Source organism: Psychrobacillus sp. FSL K6-2836 (assembly GCF_038003085.1).
GTDB lineage: Bacteria > Bacillota > Bacilli > Bacillales_A > Planococcaceae > Psychrobacillus.
The window spans coordinates 3,476,614-3,494,117 of the sequence record NZ_JBBOOM010000001.1; the positions used below are offsets into that span (position 1 = coordinate 3,476,614).

The 17,504-nt window shown below is 36.3% G+C and carries 13 protein-coding genes; 12 read left to right on the forward strand and 1 reads right to left on the reverse strand.

From position 1 onward, the window contains the following. The first annotated feature begins 33 nt into the window (after positions 1–33). The 7 genes from sstT to MKY37_RS16775 all read left to right on the forward strand — a co-directional run bounded on the left by sstT (position 34) and on the right by MKY37_RS16775 (position 7,570). Positions 34–1,266: a serine/threonine transporter SstT gene (gene sstT, locus MKY37_RS16745; RefSeq protein WP_340778816.1), complete on the forward strand. Its 1,233-nt coding sequence runs from the start codon at positions 34–36 to the stop codon at positions 1,264–1,266. A 429-nt stretch (positions 1,267–1,695) separates the two neighbouring features. Next, positions 1,696–2,874 carry a NupC/NupG family nucleoside CNT transporter gene (locus MKY37_RS16750; RefSeq protein WP_340778817.1) on the forward strand — a complete coding sequence of 393 codons (1,179 nt, stop codon included), beginning with the start codon at positions 1,696–1,698 and terminating at the stop codon, positions 2,872–2,874. Positions 2,875–3,516: 642 nt separating this feature from the next. Continuing rightward, entirely contained in the window at positions 3,517–4,080 is a 564-nt protein-coding gene (gene ahpC, locus MKY37_RS16755) for an alkyl hydroperoxide reductase subunit C (RefSeq protein WP_340778818.1), read from the forward strand. Between the two features lie 14 nt (positions 4,081–4,094). Next, positions 4,095–5,627 (forward strand): alkyl hydroperoxide reductase subunit F, encoded by a 1,533-nt coding sequence (gene ahpF, locus MKY37_RS16760; RefSeq protein ID WP_340778819.1) that lies wholly within the window; start codon positions 4,095–4,097, stop codon positions 5,625–5,627. A 251-nt stretch (positions 5,628–5,878) separates the two neighbouring features. Next, positions 5,879–6,082 (forward strand): helix-turn-helix transcriptional regulator, encoded by a 204-nt coding sequence (locus MKY37_RS16765; RefSeq protein WP_093269942.1) that lies wholly within the window; start codon positions 5,879–5,881, stop codon positions 6,080–6,082. Beyond that, complete coding sequence (locus tag MKY37_RS16770) at positions 6,083–6,760, forward strand: DUF3169 family protein (RefSeq protein WP_340778821.1); 678 nt, start codon at positions 6,083–6,085, stop codon at positions 6,758–6,760. A 600-nt stretch (positions 6,761–7,360) separates the two neighbouring features. After that, the gene (locus tag MKY37_RS16775; RefSeq protein ID WP_211895077.1) at positions 7,361–7,570 is read left to right on the forward strand and encodes a hypothetical protein; all 210 of its coding nucleotides are present in this window, start codon (positions 7,361–7,363) and stop codon (positions 7,568–7,570) included. A gap of 380 nt (positions 7,571–7,950) precedes the next feature. Here the strand turns inward: MKY37_RS16775 and MKY37_RS16780 are convergent, their stop codons facing one another. Beyond that, the gene (locus MKY37_RS16780) at positions 7,951–10,983 is read right to left on the reverse strand and encodes an efflux RND transporter permease subunit (RefSeq protein ID WP_340778822.1); all 3,033 of its coding nucleotides are present in this window, start codon (positions 10,981–10,983) and stop codon (positions 7,951–7,953) included. Between the two features lie 568 nt (positions 10,984–11,551). Between MKY37_RS16780 and MKY37_RS16785 the strand changes: the two genes are divergently transcribed. The 5 genes from MKY37_RS16785 (at position 11,552) to MKY37_RS16805 (ending at position 17,138) form a co-directional block, all read left to right on the forward strand. Next, positions 11,552–12,844, forward strand: coding sequence for an ABC transporter substrate-binding protein (locus MKY37_RS16785; protein WP_340778823.1), 1,293 nt, complete (start codon positions 11,552–11,554; stop codon positions 12,842–12,844). A gap of 76 nt (positions 12,845–12,920) precedes the next feature. Continuing rightward, the gene (locus MKY37_RS16790; protein ID WP_340778824.1) at positions 12,921–13,868 is read left to right on the forward strand and encodes a carbohydrate ABC transporter permease; all 948 of its coding nucleotides are present in this window, start codon (positions 12,921–12,923) and stop codon (positions 13,866–13,868) included. A gap of 44 nt (positions 13,869–13,912) precedes the next feature. After that, positions 13,913–14,707: a carbohydrate ABC transporter permease gene (locus MKY37_RS16795; protein ID WP_340779966.1), complete on the forward strand. Its 795-nt coding sequence runs from the start codon at positions 13,913–13,915 to the stop codon at positions 14,705–14,707. A 34-nt stretch (positions 14,708–14,741) separates the two neighbouring features. Next, on the forward strand, positions 14,742–15,776 hold the full coding sequence (locus MKY37_RS16800) for a LacI family DNA-binding transcriptional regulator (protein ID WP_340778825.1): 1,035 nt from the start codon (positions 14,742–14,744) through the stop codon (positions 15,774–15,776). 18 nt (positions 15,777–15,794) lie between these two features. Further along, complete coding sequence (locus tag MKY37_RS16805; protein ID WP_340778826.1) at positions 15,795–17,138, forward strand: GH1 family beta-glucosidase; 1,344 nt, start codon at positions 15,795–15,797, stop codon at positions 17,136–17,138. Positions 17,139–17,504: the final 366 nt, after the last annotated feature.

A 17,504-nucleotide genomic window follows, 5' to 3' on the forward strand; every position in this document is an offset into this window, starting at 1 on the left:
ATATCAAGGGAGAAAATTTTGGGGGATAGTCGGATGAAAAATTTATTAGTTAAATGGAATCAAGTAAGTCTAGTAAAAAGGATTGTTATTGGTATTATTGTCGGTGTTATCTTGGCTTTAGCTGTTCCAAGTGGTGCAAGCTGGATTTCTATTTTTGGATCTTTATTTGTCGGGGCATTAAAGGCAGTTGCTCCAATACTAGTATTATTTATAGTGATGCATGCAATTGCCAGTCATAAAAGTGGTAAGAAAACGAATATGAAATCGATTCTTGGTCTTTACGCTATCGGTACATTTCTAGCAGGGGCTGTCGCTGTAGTTGCAAGCTTTATGTTCCCGATTACACTAACTCTGACAACAGGAGTAGAAGACTTATCTCCACCAGAAGGTATTGCGGAAGTTTTAGAAACATTACTTTTTAATTTGGTTTCAAATCCAATTGATGCATTAGTAAATGCTAACTATTTAGGTATATTAATGTGGGCAGTCGTTCTTGGGCTTGCACTTAAAAAAGCCAATCAACATACGAAGGACATGTTAGGTAATTTTTCGGATGCAATCACTAAAATAGTTCAATGGGTGATTAATTTAGCACCGATTGGTATTATGGGGCTTGTATATAATGCCATTGTTACGAGTGGTCTTTCTGCTTTACTTGATTACGGTAGATTAATATTAATTTTAGTTGGGTGTATGTTGTTCATCGCATTCGTAGTGAATCCGTTAATCGTATTCTTCTATACTCGAAAAAATCCTTATCCACTTGTTTTAATGGTATTAAGAGAAAGTGGTATAATGGCATTCTTTACACGTAGTTCAGCCGCTAATATTCCGGTAAATATGAAATTATGTGAAAAACTTGGCTTAGATGAGGATACTTATGGAGTGTCAATCCCTCTAGGTGCAACTATTAATATGGCTGGAGCAGCCGTAACTATTGCTGTATTAACTCTAGCAACAGTAAATACTCTTGGCATTGAAGTTGATTTTGTAACTTCATTAATACTTGTTGTTGTTGCAGCTGTCTCTGCGGCAGGCGCATCGGGTGTTGCAGGCGGATCACTGTTACTTATACCATTGGCATGTAATTTATTTGGAGTTCCAAATGATATTGCGATGCAGGTAGTTGGTGTTGGTTTTATCATCGGTGTGATTCAAGATTCTTGTGAAACTGCATTGAATTCATCTTCTGACGTACTGTTCACAGCTACAGCTGAGCACGCTAAAGATCGCAAAGAAGGTAAAATAGTTCCTGTGAATTCTTAAAAAATACGAAAATTTAAGCTTTAATAGCCATGATTACCGAAGATGATTCGGCGATCATGGCTTTTTAGTTTTATAATAATTTATCATCTCGGTATCAGTTACACATAAATACTCTTGAAACAAGAACTAATTTGCCTTTCCTATCAATGTAACATGAACGATGTTGTTACAATTCCTATCAAAAAAAGCTATTTCAAGATATTTATTGCTCTAACGCAAATAAAATTTTACTTAATGATGGTTGCGTTCAAATGAATGTCGGTCATGGTGTTACAAAATAGTGAACCGCTTACAAAAAATATACTTTTCCTTCATCAACATGTAAACATTGTATTTGGACATAATGAGTAATGCAGGTATACTTGTTAAGTGAGTTGTATAGTCATCAGACGTTCAACTTCTAATAATACATCTTTGTGGAGGCATTCAATGAATTATATAATCTCTATCGTTGGTTTAATTGTTGTTCTGGGTCTTGCTTGGATTGCAAGTAGCAATCGTAAAGAAGTAAAAGTCAGACCAATTATACAGATGCTCGTTTTGCAGTTAATTTTATCTTTTATTTTACTGAATACTAAATTTGGATTGATTATTATTGAGGGGATTGCAGCCGTATTTACAAAATTGCTAGATTTTGCAAATGAAGGAATCGGCTTTGTATTTGGAGGCATTACGAATGAAGGACAAGCTCCTTTCTTCTTAACTGTTTTACTACCAATCGTCTTCATTTCGGCTCTAATTGGAATTCTACAGTATATAAAAGTTCTTCCTTTCATTATGAAGTGGTTGGGCTGGGGAATCAGTAAAGTAAACGGTATGGGTAAATTGGAATCTTATAACGGGGTAGCTTCTGCTATTGTTGGCCAATCGGAAGTATTTATCACGGTGAAAAAGCAACTTGGACAATTATCGTCTCAACGTCTATATACACTATGTGCATCAGCAATGTCTACCGTATCGATGTCTATTGTTGGGGCTTATATGACAATGGTGGAACCTAGATATGTTGTTACGGCTATCGTGGTTAATCTATTTGGTGGATTCATCATTGCTTCTATTATTAATCCATACACTGTCAGTGAAGAAGAAGATATTCTCGTGGTTCAAGAAGAAAAACAGAGCTTCTTTGAAATGCTCGGCGAATATATTATGGATGGATTTAAAGTGGCGATCGTAGTTGCGGCGATGTTAATCGGATTCGTTGCACTTATGGCAGGAGTAAATACCATATTCGATATGGCATTAGGAATCTCGTTCCAAGAAATTATTGGATATATCTTTGCCCCATTTGCAATTTTAATGGGTATTCCTGTTTCCGAATCAGTGACAGCTGGTGGTATTATGGCTACCAAACTGGTGACGAACGAATTTGTAGCAATGCTTTCTTTAAATGATTTAGCAGCAAATCTAAGTGAAAGATCGATTGGGATTATATCTGTTTTCCTTGTATCATTTGCAAATTTCTCTTCTATCGGGATTATTTCAGGTGCTGTGAAAGGTCTTAACGAAAAACAAGGAAATGTTGTAGCGCGAATGGGCTTGAAACTTTTATACGGAGCAACATTAGTAAGTGTATTAACAGCAATTGTTGTAAGTTTCATCTTATAAAAGCTGTGATTGTCCTGAAGTTCTATCTTTCTAATTTTAACTTAGAGAACAACACAAAAATCATCTCACCTTTTTAGCTTAAGGTGAGATGATTTTTCTATGATGTTTAGAAACGAAAAATTCTTGTACGCCTGGCACGCCCGAAGTTGAATCTTCGAAGTCCTGTACAATGCGGGTTAGGCAGCTACCCTTGGTATAAAAGCAAATGCGAATGTTATGATTTTTATGTTTTTTTCTGACACAGGGACCAAGATTAAATATGACTCTAATAAAAGTAATTTTTAGTATTAAAAAAGTGTAAATAACAGGTTTTTTTTACAAACTACACTAAAAGTAATATTTCAATGCATTGACCATGTCTTTAGAAGTTGGACTTATAAAATATTATATGGTATTCCATGAACTATAATACTAACTTATACCCTAGTATGACTGGTATTATATAATAATTTTTATATATTTAGAGGATTCAAAATCTTTTATACCCTATGAAATCAATGAAGGAAATCTTTCTAGTATAGTATATTTTAAAAGTTTATACACAAAATACAATTGTGTTTCAGTTGACAAAATTCGACGCCTACGTAACAATTAATACTTGTTAATTATTATTATTACTAATTTTATGGAGGAATTTTAACTATGTCATTAATCGGAAAAGAAGTACTACCATTTACAGCACAAGCATACAAAAACGGTGATTTTATTGAAGTAACTGATCAAGATTTTAAAGGTCATTGGAGTGTTGTTTGCTTCTATCCAGCAGACTTTACTTTTGTTTGTCCAACTGAACTTGAAGACCTTCAAGAGCAATATCCTGCACTACAAGAGTTAGGTGTAGAAGTATTCTCGGCTTCAAGAGATTCTCATTTTACGCATAAAGCATGGCACGATACATCAGACGCTATTGGCAAAATTACCTATACTATGATTGGTGACCCGGCACATGTTCTTTCTCGCAACTTTGAGGTGTTTATCGAAGAAGAGGGCGCTGCTGATCGCGGAACTTTCATCATTGACCCTGATGGTGTGATCCAGGCAATTGAAATTAATGCAGGTGGTATTGGTCGCGATGCTAGTACTCTTATTAACAAAATTAAAGCAGCGCAATATGTTCGCAAAAATCCAGGTGAAGTTTGCCCAGCTAAATGGGAAGAAGGTAGCGAAACACTTAAGCCAAGCCTTGACCTTGTAGGTAAAATTTAAGGGAGCGATACTGAATGGCACTTGATACAGAAATTAAATCTCAATTAAGTCAGTACCTTGAACTGCTTGAAAACGATATCGTTCTTAAAGTAAGTGTAGGTTCGGATAAAGTTTCAGAGGAAATGCTAGCCCTAGTTGAGGAGCTAGCATCCCTTTCATCTAAAATTACAGTAGAAAAAGTAGAATTAACTAGAACACCAAGCTTTAGTATTAACCGTGTTGGAGAAGAAGATACCGCGGTTACTTTTGCTGGTATTCCATTAGGACATGAATTTACTTCTTTAGTTTTAGCTTTACTTCAAGTGAGTGGACGTGCGCCAAAAGTAGATCAAAGTATAATTGATCAAATTAAAAAGATTACTGGTGAATATCACTTTGAGACTTATGTAAGCTTAACTTGCCACAACTGCCCTGATGTTGTCCAAGCTCTTAATATTATGAGTGTACTTAACCCTAATATTACACATACAATGATTGATGGTGCAGCATTCAAAGAAGAAGTAGAGAGTAAAGATATATTGGCAGTGCCAGCAGTGTATATGAATGGTGAGTCTTTTGGAAATGGTCGAATGACAATTGAGGAAATTATATCTAAATTAGGTATTGGACCTGACGTTGAAGAATTTTCCGGAAAAGAGCCTTACGATGTGCTTGTTATTGGTGGTGGTCCAGCCGGTTCTAGTGCAGCAATCTATTCAGCACGTAAAGGTATTCGTACAGGAATTGTAGCTGAACGCTTTGGTGGCCAAATCTTAGACACACTTACTATTGAAAATTTTATCAGTGTGAAAACTACAGAAGGTCCTAAACTTGCACAAGCTCTTGAAGAGCATGTGAAAGAATACAACATTGACGTTATGAACCTACAGCGGGCAAAACGTTTAGAAAAGAAAGACCTAATCGAGGTTGAATTAGAAAATGGTGCTATTCTTAAGAGTAAATCCGTTATCATTTCAACTGGTGCTCGTTGGCGTAATATTAATGTTCCTGGTGAGCAAGAGTTCAAAAATAAAGGTGTCGCTTATTGTCCTCACTGTGATGGTCCGTTATTTGAAGGTAAAGAAGTTGCGGTAATCGGTGGAGGTAACTCCGGTATAGAGGCAGCAATTGACCTTGCAGGGATTGTGAAACATGTAACAGTTCTTGAATATAACTCAGAATTAAAAGCTGATGATGTTCTACAAAAACGTTTACACAGCCTTCCAAATGTCAAAGTCTTAACAAACTCTCAAACAAAAGAAATTACAGGTACTGACAAAGTAAATGGTATTACTTATGTAAATCGAGATACAGGCGAAGAAAGACACATTGAATTAGCTGGTGTATTTGTTCAAATCGGTTTAGTTCCTAACACTGATTGGTTAGAAGGAACGCTTGAAAGAAATCGAATTGGTGAAATCATCGTTGATAAGAGTGGAGCTACTACAATTCCTGGTGTATTTGCTGCTGGTGATTGTACAGACAGTATTCATAAGCAAATCATTATTTCTATGGGATCTGGTGCAACTGCAGCTTTAGGCTCATTTGATTATCTTATTCGAAATTAGTTAACAGAGCTTTAGTTTAGTGGTTTTATAGAGTAAAATACATCAATCTGTAATATATGCTATTCCCACAAAAAATCACTATTCTTTCCTAATGGAAAGGATAGTGATTTTTATTTATTTGACCGATTGATGCGTAAACATCAATCGGTTATTTTATATTACTCGGATGTTACTTTTAGAACCATTTTGACAACTATACTTGTCAAAATGACTAGTTTTTGTTACGCTTTTTTTATGAGAGGGGATGCTATATGAAAACTCGCCTGAAGGAACTAAGGGCACGTGATGGGTTGAACCAAACGCAGCTTGCCAAGCTTACGAAAGTTTCAAGGCAAACGATTAGTTTAATTGAACGGGAAGAATTTATTCCGTCTTTATTAATCGCTGCTCGAATAGCACGTGTTTTTAATGAACCTGTGGAAAGTATATTTTTGATTGAGGAGGATGAATTATAAATGAAAACGGTTATTCAAATATTAATCTCTGCTGTAATTGGATTCATTGTGGCAACACTTATGTTAAATAATTTCACGCTTGACCTTTTCAAATATGCGGATGCGATTGTTGTAATTATTTTATTTATCAATATCATATTGCTAGGAGTTAGCTTTAAAATATATTGGCAAGTGAAAAAACTGCATAACACGGAAGCTAACGGGGATGAAGAAGATGAAGTGGATTTATTAATATATAAAAAATTTGCTGATCACTCATTTTTTATTCATTCTAGTATTGTATTATCGGTGCTGGTTTTATGTACAACACTTATTACATCACAAAGTGTATACTTGACGATTATTGCCATAGTTACTATGATACTTAGTTATTTGTTTACGCTATACATGACAAACTTAATCCGATTAATATATCCTGAACGCAATATCCCAAAAATATCAGATTCCAAATATGAAGAAAAACTTTTAGAAGTTTCGGATGAAGGTGAAAGACATGTAATGCTAATTGGATTCTATAAATCTTATAATCTAATGAATTTTGTTTTATTCATTGCCATTGTACTATCTACTTTCTATTCAATAACTACGAATCATTCTCAGCTATTTTCAATTATTCTAATTGGTATTGTCCTAATAATTGTAAATGGAAAGTATTGTTTTTCTGTTCGCAATAAATGATTGTCCCGCAATCTACTTGCCATTGCAACGATAAAGTGAATATAGAGTTGAAGATGCTCGCTTAGTATTTTCTGAGTCCAATTTATAATAAAGGGGAGGAAAATTTATGAAAAAGAGAGTGTTTCTCTATTTGTTAGGGTTAGCAATATTTGTTGTTGGTTTTTATTTATATAAAAAATGGATTATGGTTGGCAGTATTCTTATTGTGCTTGGGGGGCAACTTTAGTCATAGCAGCCTCATCGAAAAACAACCAGAAACTTTAATATAGAAAATAAAAAAAGCACTATCTCCAAAGAGATAATGCTTTTTTTCTAAAGAATTCTTTGTTCCTAAAGAACTCTTGCGGGTTTGGCACCCATTAATGTCGACTAAAATAGTAATCGATAGTATGGAAGTCAAAATATATTTGTTGTTAGTAAACAAGTATAGCACGTATCAAGACTATAAACAACATTACTTTTTAAAATTGTACAAGAATTCATAAAGTGGTGGTATAATAACACACTGAGGTAGATTTGGAATTCTAGAATCTAATTGAATGGAAGACATATAGTGTTCCTTCCTGTACTTAAATAATAAATATTATCGGAGGTGTCGATATGAATAAAAAATGGACGATAGATGAAATAAGAAATTATGTCAGTAAGAATTCAGAATGTGCATTGCTTTCAAAAGAATATGTAGGATACTCACAAAAACTCCTATTTAAATGTTCATGTGGAACTAATTTTGAAAAAACATTCACAAAGTTTAAGGGGAGCAATCAGAAAAAATGCTCCAACTGTCAGGAAGCTAGACCCTCGAGATAAGTAAAATAAGATTTGATAACAATATTAGAAGAAGTTGAGACATAACAAGTCTTTAAGTTTGAAAACGTGAAATCGGTAACTCGACTTCACGTTGTTCACTTTACAGAGGTATATCATTTGATAGCATTATTATTAAAAACCTATAATTCTAGTTGTTTGAAGTGAAGGCGGCGACTCCTAGGGGGACAGCACGAGCGAGAGACTACAGGCTCGAGCCGTGCCCCCCGGAAAGCGTTCGCCGTAACGGAAAACAACTGTAGTATAAACCTAATAGAAAGCCCCAAAAACTTTACTGATCGTAAATTTTCGGGGCTTATTATTTTTGAAGAATTGTCCCGGCCTCGTTTTCATAATTATTTTATATCAATAGGTATTATTTATTATAGTGAGGCATCTTCTTCAGCAGTTTTGTTAAGACGTTGCTTCTTTGATTTTCTAAAATAAAGTAATTCATATATACATGGAATTACTATTAAAGTCAGTAGGGTAGCCATAGCTAATCCACCAATAACAACAATAGCAAGACTTTGTGATACTAGGCTTCCTGTTTCAGCTTGCTTCACTAGTAGTGGAAGCATCGCACAGATTGTTGCAATGGCTGTCATGAAGATTGGTCTCATTCTTGTTGCGGTTGCTTCCACAAGTGCATCTCGTATAATCATCTTTTGTTCATTTTGTTTAACTCGATCTAACAGTACAATCGCATTTGTTACAACGATACCAATGAGCATTAAGGCACCAAGTAGTGCTGTAATATCTACTGGAATTCGAGTGATAAGAATTCCTAAAATAGCTCCAATTGCAGCTAATGGTAGTGAGCAAAGAATGGCAATAGGTGCTTTGATTGACTTAAAAGTAATGACCATAATTAAGAACACAATTCCGATAGAAACAAGCATTATTAGGAATAAATCTGTAAAATCTTCGGCTTGTTGACTGCTTGAACCACCGATTGATACTTCTACATTTTCTGGTATATCTATTCCTTCCAGATCCTCTTGATCTCCGAATATCTCTAAATTAACTGCGCTTGCGATTTCGGAAAGCTTGGCAGGGTCGACTGATGCTGTTACTCGAAGATAGGCATCGCCATCTTTATGAACCTGGTTAGTTGTACGCTCTTCGCTTTGTAATGTTGCTATGGAGGAGACGGGAACCAGACCTTCATCGGTCATGACCGGAATATCTTTTAAGTCTTCAGGTGTTACTGTATCCAATAGAGGTTCCATAAAAACAGTTTTTTGCTTATCATCTACACTAATTGTTCCAATTGGTGTTTTGTTTAACAATACGGCTAATTGCTGTGCAATTTGTTCTGTATTTCCTTTAGAAGGATCCACAACAAGTGAGTGTACTGTTTTCTTTTCATCCTGGTTAGTCGTAACTTCCTCTACACCGTCTAAGTTTTGTACTTTTCCTTTAATAGTTGTCGCTACATCCTCCAGTTCAGTTAAATCTTCTCCGACAACATCAATAGTAATATTTGTACTAGCTCCTCCCATCATAAAGGAAGCGGTAGTTATTTCAAAAAGTGCATCAGGATATTGTTCTTTTTGCTTTTCCATTTCTTTGACTATAATATCCGTATCCTTTTTGTCCTCTAGTAAAATACTGAAAGATGCTTCTGTGGAGGAACCTACCCAACCGTACTGAGCTGCTTCAGGAGGGGAGCCAACTTGAGCAAATACGTGTTGAACTTCCTCCATAGCTAGTATGGATGATTCAAGTTCAATAGTCTCTTCCTTCACTCTTTCAATCGGTGTATCACTTGGATAACTAACTGTGGCACTGACATAGTCTGCAGAAGAACTATCAACCGCCCCCTTAGGGATGATGAAGTATGCTCCTATAGATCCGACGAAGAGAAGGATAGACACTGTGAATACGATCCATTTATGGTTTAAAGACCAAGTAACCATTTTAGGGAAACGAACAGCTGGCTTATGCTCAGGAATCTTAGCATTCTTCAATAACCCCGCACTCATTAGTGGGACAACTGTCAAAGCAACGATTAATGAAGCGAGTAAGGAATAGGTTACCGTTAAAGCAAATGGTAAAAAGAATTCCTGAAGTCCTCCATTTAACAAACTCATTGGCAGGAAAACGGCTACTGTTGTTAAAGTAGACGCAGTTATGGCTACACCCACTTGCTTAGTTGCGTCAATAATCATCTGGATAGAGAATTTTTCTGTTTGCATCTTACGGAAAATATTTTCAATCACTACAATACTGTCATCTACAAGTCGCCCAACTGCAACCGCAACGCCACCTAGCGTTAAAATATTTAATGTTACACCCGACCAGGATAGCAAAAATAATGTAAAGCAAAGTGATAGAGGGATTGAAATGATCGTAATAAAAGTGGAACGTATATTTCGTAAAAAGAGCATAATAACGATTGTTGCAAATAATGCCCCAAGAAGAACTTCTTTTATCATCGTATGAACGGAATTCTCCACTAAATCGGCTGAGGATATATAAATGACGGATTCCTGGTGGTCATATTTTTCATTGATTTCGTTTGTTAGCTTTTCAATCTCCTTGCTAATCGAAACTGCATTGGATTGACTATCTTTTGTAATGCTAATATCCAAGCTATCCATGCCATTAAAACGGCTAATGAAGTTTGAATCTTTTGTTTCTTCGATAGTTGCGATATCGTTTAGGGATACATCGGAGGTCACTGGAAGATCTTTAAGTTTATCTAGACTATTAATATCGCCAGTTACCTTAATATTGCTTGTTTTTCCATCAATTATTTTCTCTCCGACTGTTACAGAAGTATTTTGACCTTGAAGGATACCCAATATTGATTGAATTGGAATTTGCATCTCTTCTAATTTTTCATCATCTATATTAATAGAAATGAAGGAGTCTGTTATCCCATAAACATCTACTTTAGAAACCCCTTTTACTTCTTGATACATGGATTGTAGTTCATTGCGTGCAAATTCTTTATTTTCTTCCGTTAAACCTTCATCAAAGGTAACCGCAATATTGACGATTGGAATCATAGAAGTATTTAACTGAGAAATAGTTGGCTTGGATACATAGGTAGGCAAGGATATACTACTTAAAGTATCTTGTACGTCCTGTTTTGCCTGTTTCATATCATATCCTGCTTCGTAGAACAGATCTACTTTCGAAAACCCGTCTCCAGTTGTAGAGTAAATGGTCGTTTTTCCATTCAGCCCTGTGACTGCTCTTTCAATAGGGAGAGTTACTTCTGATTCCATCGTTTTGGAATCAACGCCCTGACCCATGGAAATAATAGTGATCTGCGGATTATCCGCAGTTGGTAAAAATTCCATGGGCAGTCTAAAATAACTTACCACCCCTATAATTAATATTAAAATGGTTAAAACTGCTACTGCTGCCCTGTTTCCAAATGCCCACTTTGTAAATAATGACATTGTAAATTTCCTCCCAAGTTAATTGCTTTAGAATAAAAAGTATAAAAAATTGCCTAAACAAAAGAATGTGTAGCGATTATTAGATTTTTACGGTGCCCCTTCCATAGAATGGTTTGGCTACCATTTCATTGTATAAAAGGGAGGAGAGTTCAACATTGAGCCTTAGATTTATCTATTACTAGGGCTAGAGATGTACAAAGTCATGAGCAAATCGATTACGAGCTGGTGGAAAAATAAATTATTATAAGTGGTCTTTTTAGAATGACCCATTTCATAGAATATAATGTTATAGAAACCGGTTTATAAGAATTTTCTAAAAATTCATTGATTTTATTTTAAAATAGATTATAATGTTAAATGAAAGCGCTTTATTTTTTAGTTAACCGATTTATTGCTTATTTTTTTGCCCTTAATGGAAACCGGTTTCTATAAAATTAAAGTGACTATAGGACACCGAAGATGCACATGCTTGAAGGATTAAATGACGGATTGGAGGGCAATTTAGAGGGAGTAAGGTGGTTTACTGTATGAAAACTATTAAACTATTAAATTTCAGGGGGAAATCATAATGAAATTAAAAAAACTGTTAATCGCTTCACTATCCATTTTGTTCGTATTTATCGTTGCAGCGTGTTCTTCTGATAATTCATCTGATGATTCAGATGAAGCGGGAGGAGATGGAGAAAAAATCACTTTAGATTTTTGGTTATTTGGTGCTACCGGGTATGAGGAACTTGTCAAAGAGTATGAGAAACAAAATGAGAATATAAAAATTAAAATAAAAACTTCAGAAACAGCAGATCATCATAACAATTTATTTACAGCTCTTTCTGCTGGTAGTGGTGCGCCGGATATAGCTGCACTTGAGCTTGACCAACTCGATCGTTTCCGTGATGCACAAGATCGCTTTGTCAATCTATATGATATGGGCGCGGATGATGTGAAAGGTGAATATTTGGACTGGAAATGGGAAATTGCAGAGAATGATGATGGCAAGTTCCTAATGGGTCTTCCAACTGATATTGGTCCTAAGGGTCTTTACTACAGACTAGATGTATTTGAAGAAGCAGGTTTACCAACAACTCCCGAAGAGGTTTCTGCTTTAATCGCAACTCCTGAAGATTTTAAGGAAGCTGCTATTCAAATAAAAGAAAAAACTGGTAAACCTATGGTTGCTAGTATGGAAATGATGTACCGAGCACAGTTAGATGCGTTAGAGGAAAGTTATTTTGATAAGGAAGGTAACCTATTGATAGAAGAAAGTGGAAATGGAGTTAAAGAAGCATATGACTTAGCTATCGAAATGAACGAACTTGGTTTGGTCGGAAATTATGCAATGTGGTCAGCTGAATGGGCAAGTGGAGTTGACAATGGAGACTTTGCAGTGGAATTAGGAGCTGCTTGGTTCAAAGGGTGGATGGAATCGAATGCTCCTGAAGCTACTGGAGAATTTAATATAGCTACATTACCGACTGAGTACAGCGGAAACTGGGGTGGTTCTTACATTTCTATCCCTAAAGAAACAAAACATGCAGAAGAAGCATATGAGTTTGTAAAATGGTTGGTTTCACCTGAAAACCAATTAGAATCTTTTAAGAGTAATGGTCTTTTCCCTTCTGCACCTGCTGTATATGATATGGCTGAATTTAAAGAAGCAAGCGATGATTATTTTGGTGGGCAGTCGACACAAACAGTGTTTGCCGAGTCTGCACAAAAGATTGGAAAGGTATACAAAGGGAAGGATTATACAAGCGTACACGATGAAATTCTTGCTGCTTTAGTTAACTCACAGGACGGAGCAGATGCAGAGAAAGAATGGACTGAAGCTATCAAACGTATTAAAACTAAACTAGATCGCTAAAGTTGAGAAAGTGAATGACATATTCGGCGGTTTTACCCGCCGAATATACTCTGTATGTAGGTAGGAGGACGAGTGTATGGTTTCTTTAGATGAAAAACATCAAAAAAGACGAAGGAAAGGTTTTTCATCGCAAGAGATGAAGGAGATGCTTTCGGGGTATTTATATATATCACCTTTTTTTATCATATTTGCGATTATTGGTCTCTATCCGGCAATATTTAGTTTAATCCTAGCATTTCAAAAATGGAATGGTATGGGAGAAATGGAGTTTGTCGGGTTAAGTAATTTTCAGGTAATACTAAGTGATCCGTTATTTTGGAAATCTGTTTACAATACAATTATTCTTGGGTTAATGGGGACTGCTCCTCAACTTGTCATTGGGCTAATCTTGGCTTTTTTATTGAATCTGTCTTACTTACGTTTCAAAGCTTTTTTTAGGGTAACTATTTTTATGCCATATATTACTTCAATGGTAGCGGTTGCTTTAGTATTTAGTGTATTTTTTAGTAACAATGAAACAGCTTTAGTAAACTATATTATCGGCCTATTTGGATTTGACCCAGTCAGCTGGAAGACCTCTGAATGGGGAGCAAAGATAGCGATTTCGACAATGGTTTTTTGGCGCTGGCTTGGTTACAACACGATCATTTATTTAGCCGGTATGCAAAGCATTCCGAACGAACTTTATGAAGCATCTAGAATTGATGGAGCTAGTATTTTCCAACAGCTTCGATATATTACGATTCCATTACTGAAACCATTTATTATACTAACGGTATTCTTTTCGACAGTTGGAGCGATGCAATTATTTACGGAGCCAACTGTGTTTCTAGGTAATACTGCTTTTGCAAGAGATGAAGCAATGACAGTTGTTATGTATTTATATCGCGATGCATTTAGGTTATCCTCCTTCGGGACGGCATCTGCAGCTGCTATTGTTCTGTTGTTATTCATCGTAGTTGCCTCAGCTTTTAATATGATGCTCACTAAAAGACTCGGTAAGGATGGGAGGAAACATGTGTGAAAAGTGATGTAGGAAGTAAAAAGTGGGGCATTGGCCGTATTGGAATGTACTTGTTTTTAACGGTAATATCGCTCTTTTCGTTATTCCCTTTTTACTGGATGTTCGTTATGTCCACGAGTCATAGCTCTGCATACAATTCGATTCCCCCGGCGATGGTTCCAGGTGATCAGTTGAAAGAGAACTTCCAAAAAGTATTGGATATGATTCCGTTTTTTCAGTCCATGTTTAATACATTGATCGTCTGTCTTACTGTAACTATTGTTGTATTATTTATAAGTTCGTTAGCTGGATTTGCATTTTCAAAATTAAAGTTTCCAGGAAAGAATATTCTCTTCTTCGCTATATTATTCACTATTATAATTCCGCCTCAACTAGGATTAATACCGCAGTATTTATTAGTTGCGAAAGCGGGATTATTGGATAATTTATTTGCAGCGATGGTCTTGTTTTTCTTAAATCCTTTAGGAATATTTTTAATGAGACAATATGTAAGTGAATCTGTACCGGAAGAATTGATAGAAGCAGCAAGACTTGATGGTTGTTCTATATTCAGGATATATCGCAGTATTGTACTGCCTATCATTTTACCTGCTTTTGCAACGCTTGGAATTATTGTGTTTACCTCTGTTTGGGGAGAGTTCTTATGGCAATTTACGGTGCTTCGAGATCCTGAATCCTATACAATACAAGTAGCTCTAGCGTCATTAAATAATACTTTTAAGGTGGATTTTGGTATGCTGCTATCCGGTGTATTCTGGGCTACGATACCATTGCTTATAGTGTTCTTACTGTTCAACAAACTGTTTATATCGAGTATTGCCGAGGGATCGGTTAAATAATAGTAATCAGCACATGGAATATGAGGGATGTAAAATGACTTTAACTATACGTGATATTGCTCAAATGGCGGGTGTCTCAAGAGGCACTGTCTCTAAGGTAATCAACAACTATGATGGTGTAAGTGAACAAACAAAGCGTAAAGTACTAGAAGTTATCGACAAAACTAATTATCAACCTACTTTTTCCGCGAAGTCCCTAGCGACGAAGAAATCTAGTCTAATTGGGCTGATATACGCGGGGAAGATAAACGTAGAGTTTAACCATCCCTTTTTCAATGAGGTTATATCATCTTTTCAAAAAACACTTGGTGCAATGGGTTATGATATTATCATTTTCTCCAATGAGATGTTCAATAAGGAAAATGTAGATTATCTTGCCAGATCAAGACATTTTCGTTTAGATGGTTGTTTAGTAATTGCTGGGGAAGAAGTAGAGGAAGCCGTATTGGAGTTGGATAAAAGTGACATCCCTTGTCTTGGGATTGACATCGAGCTGACTGGGCAGAATTCTAGTTACGTTATGACGGATAACTATAAAGTATCGCAGCTTGCGGTGGAATACTTGTATTTAAACTCTATCAGAGACGTTGGGTATATTGCAGGGAAGGAAAGTTCTGATATATCGAACCAGCGATTAGAGGGATTTCTGCAGACGATGAGTCAATTTGGTATTACCACTCAAACGCAATGGATAAAACATGGTAACTTTTTTGAGTCTAGTGGATACGAAGCGATGGAAGAAATTCTTCAGGGAGATTCTTTGCCAAAAGCAGTAATAGCTGCTTCGGATATGATGGCGCTTGGTGCTATGAGGGCCATAAAGGACTACGGACTTCGAGTTCCACAAGATATTCAAGTGATAGGCTGTGATGATGTAGAGGCCTGTCGTTATATGGAGCCTGCTCTCTCCACTATTAAGCAAGACAAGCAGAAAATTGGTAGATTGGCAGCTATAAAGTTAAACGATTTAATAAATGGAGTAACTGGTTTAAGACCGTCACTTGTAGATCCGGAGTTAGTAGTGAGGAATTCTTCGGGTATTGTAGAGGAAACGACCAAGAAACGATAAATGAAGGGTGGGCAATAAATGGCAATTATACAGTTTCCAAAGGATTTTAGGTGGGGTGCAGCAACCGCATCCTATCAAATAGAAGGTGCGACAAACGAAGATGGCAGAGGGGTCTCGATATGGGATACCTTTTCTAAAACTCCAGGGAAGGTACATAATGGAGACACTGGTGATATAGCTTGCGATAGCTACCATCGGTATGAAGAGGATGTAGAGCTAATACATGATCTAGGTGCTGATGTGTACCGCTTTTCAGTTGCTTGGCCAAGGATTTTCCCAAATGGTACAGGAGAAGTGAACCAAAAAGGAGTCGACTATTATCATAAATTAGTCGACTCGATGTTAGATAAAGGCATTGAACCCATGTGTACACTATATCATTGGGACCTCCCGCAGGCGTTACAGGACAAGGGTGGTTGGAATAATCGGGAAACAATTGAAGCGTTCGTTCAGTATGCGGACTTCATGTTTAAGGAATTCAACGGGAAGATTAAAAAATGGATAACTGTTAATGAGCCTTGGTGCTCATCCTTCCTATCGAATTATATTGGAGAGCATGCACCGGGTAATCAAGACCTTCAACTAGCGACTGATATAGCACACCATTTGTTGGTTGCACATGGTCGTGCGGTTAAACTTTTTAGAGAGTGTAACCTAGAAGGTGAAATTGGATACGCCCCTAATGTTACTTGGTTTGAACCCTACAGTACGAAAGAGCAGGATATTGAAGCATGCAATCGAGGAAACGCTTGGAATTTAGAGTGGTTTTTTGATCCAGTTTTTAAAGGTAGCTATCCTGATTTTATGTTGGAATGGTTTAAAGAAAAAGGAGCTGCTCCAACCATTTTAGATGGGGATATGGAAATAATTTCGCAACCAATCGATTTTCTAGGGTTAAATTATTACACGGGTAATGTAGGACGTTATAAAGAAAATGAAGGGTTATTCGATTTAGAAAATATAAATATGGGATATGACAAAACAGATATAGATTGGTTTATCTATCCAGAAGGTTTTTATAAAGTTCTAGTGAAAATTAAAGACCTTTACGGCAGTGTACCGATTTATATTACAGAAAATGGTGCCTGCTATAATGATGAGCCGATTAATGGTGAAGTAGCGGATTATAAAAGAATTGATTACTTAAAGTCTCACTTGACGGCTTTAAAGCGAAGTATGGATTCTGGTGTTAATATAAAAGGGTTTTTATACTGGTCCCTACTGGATAACTTTGAGTGGGCTTTAGGGTATAGTATGCGTTTTGGCATTGTGTATGTGAATTATGATACGTTGGAAAGAACGAAAAAGAATAGCTACCATTGGTTCCATGAAACAATTAAAAAAGGTGAATTTACAGTGTAATTTTTATAATTGAGAGGTGAGCACTTTGTAATTTAGTGCTCTCCTTTTTATTTAGAAAGGAAAGTATATAAAGGTGTCCTGTGAGCACTTGGTTTGTGGCACTAAAAAAATGAATAATATGACTGATTTCCGTTTCAAACAAAGGAACAAAGGCTAAGAGCGCCACTACGGTGGCTGCCACATAAATCCGCTCAACCACCACATTAGCTCATTTATCTACCACATAAACTACAATAACCACCACATATAATGGTGGCTGCCACATAAATCCGCTCAACTAACACATAAGCTCATTTATCTACCGCATAAACTCCTCTAACCACCACATAAAATGGTGGCTGCCACTTAAATCCACTCAACTAACAC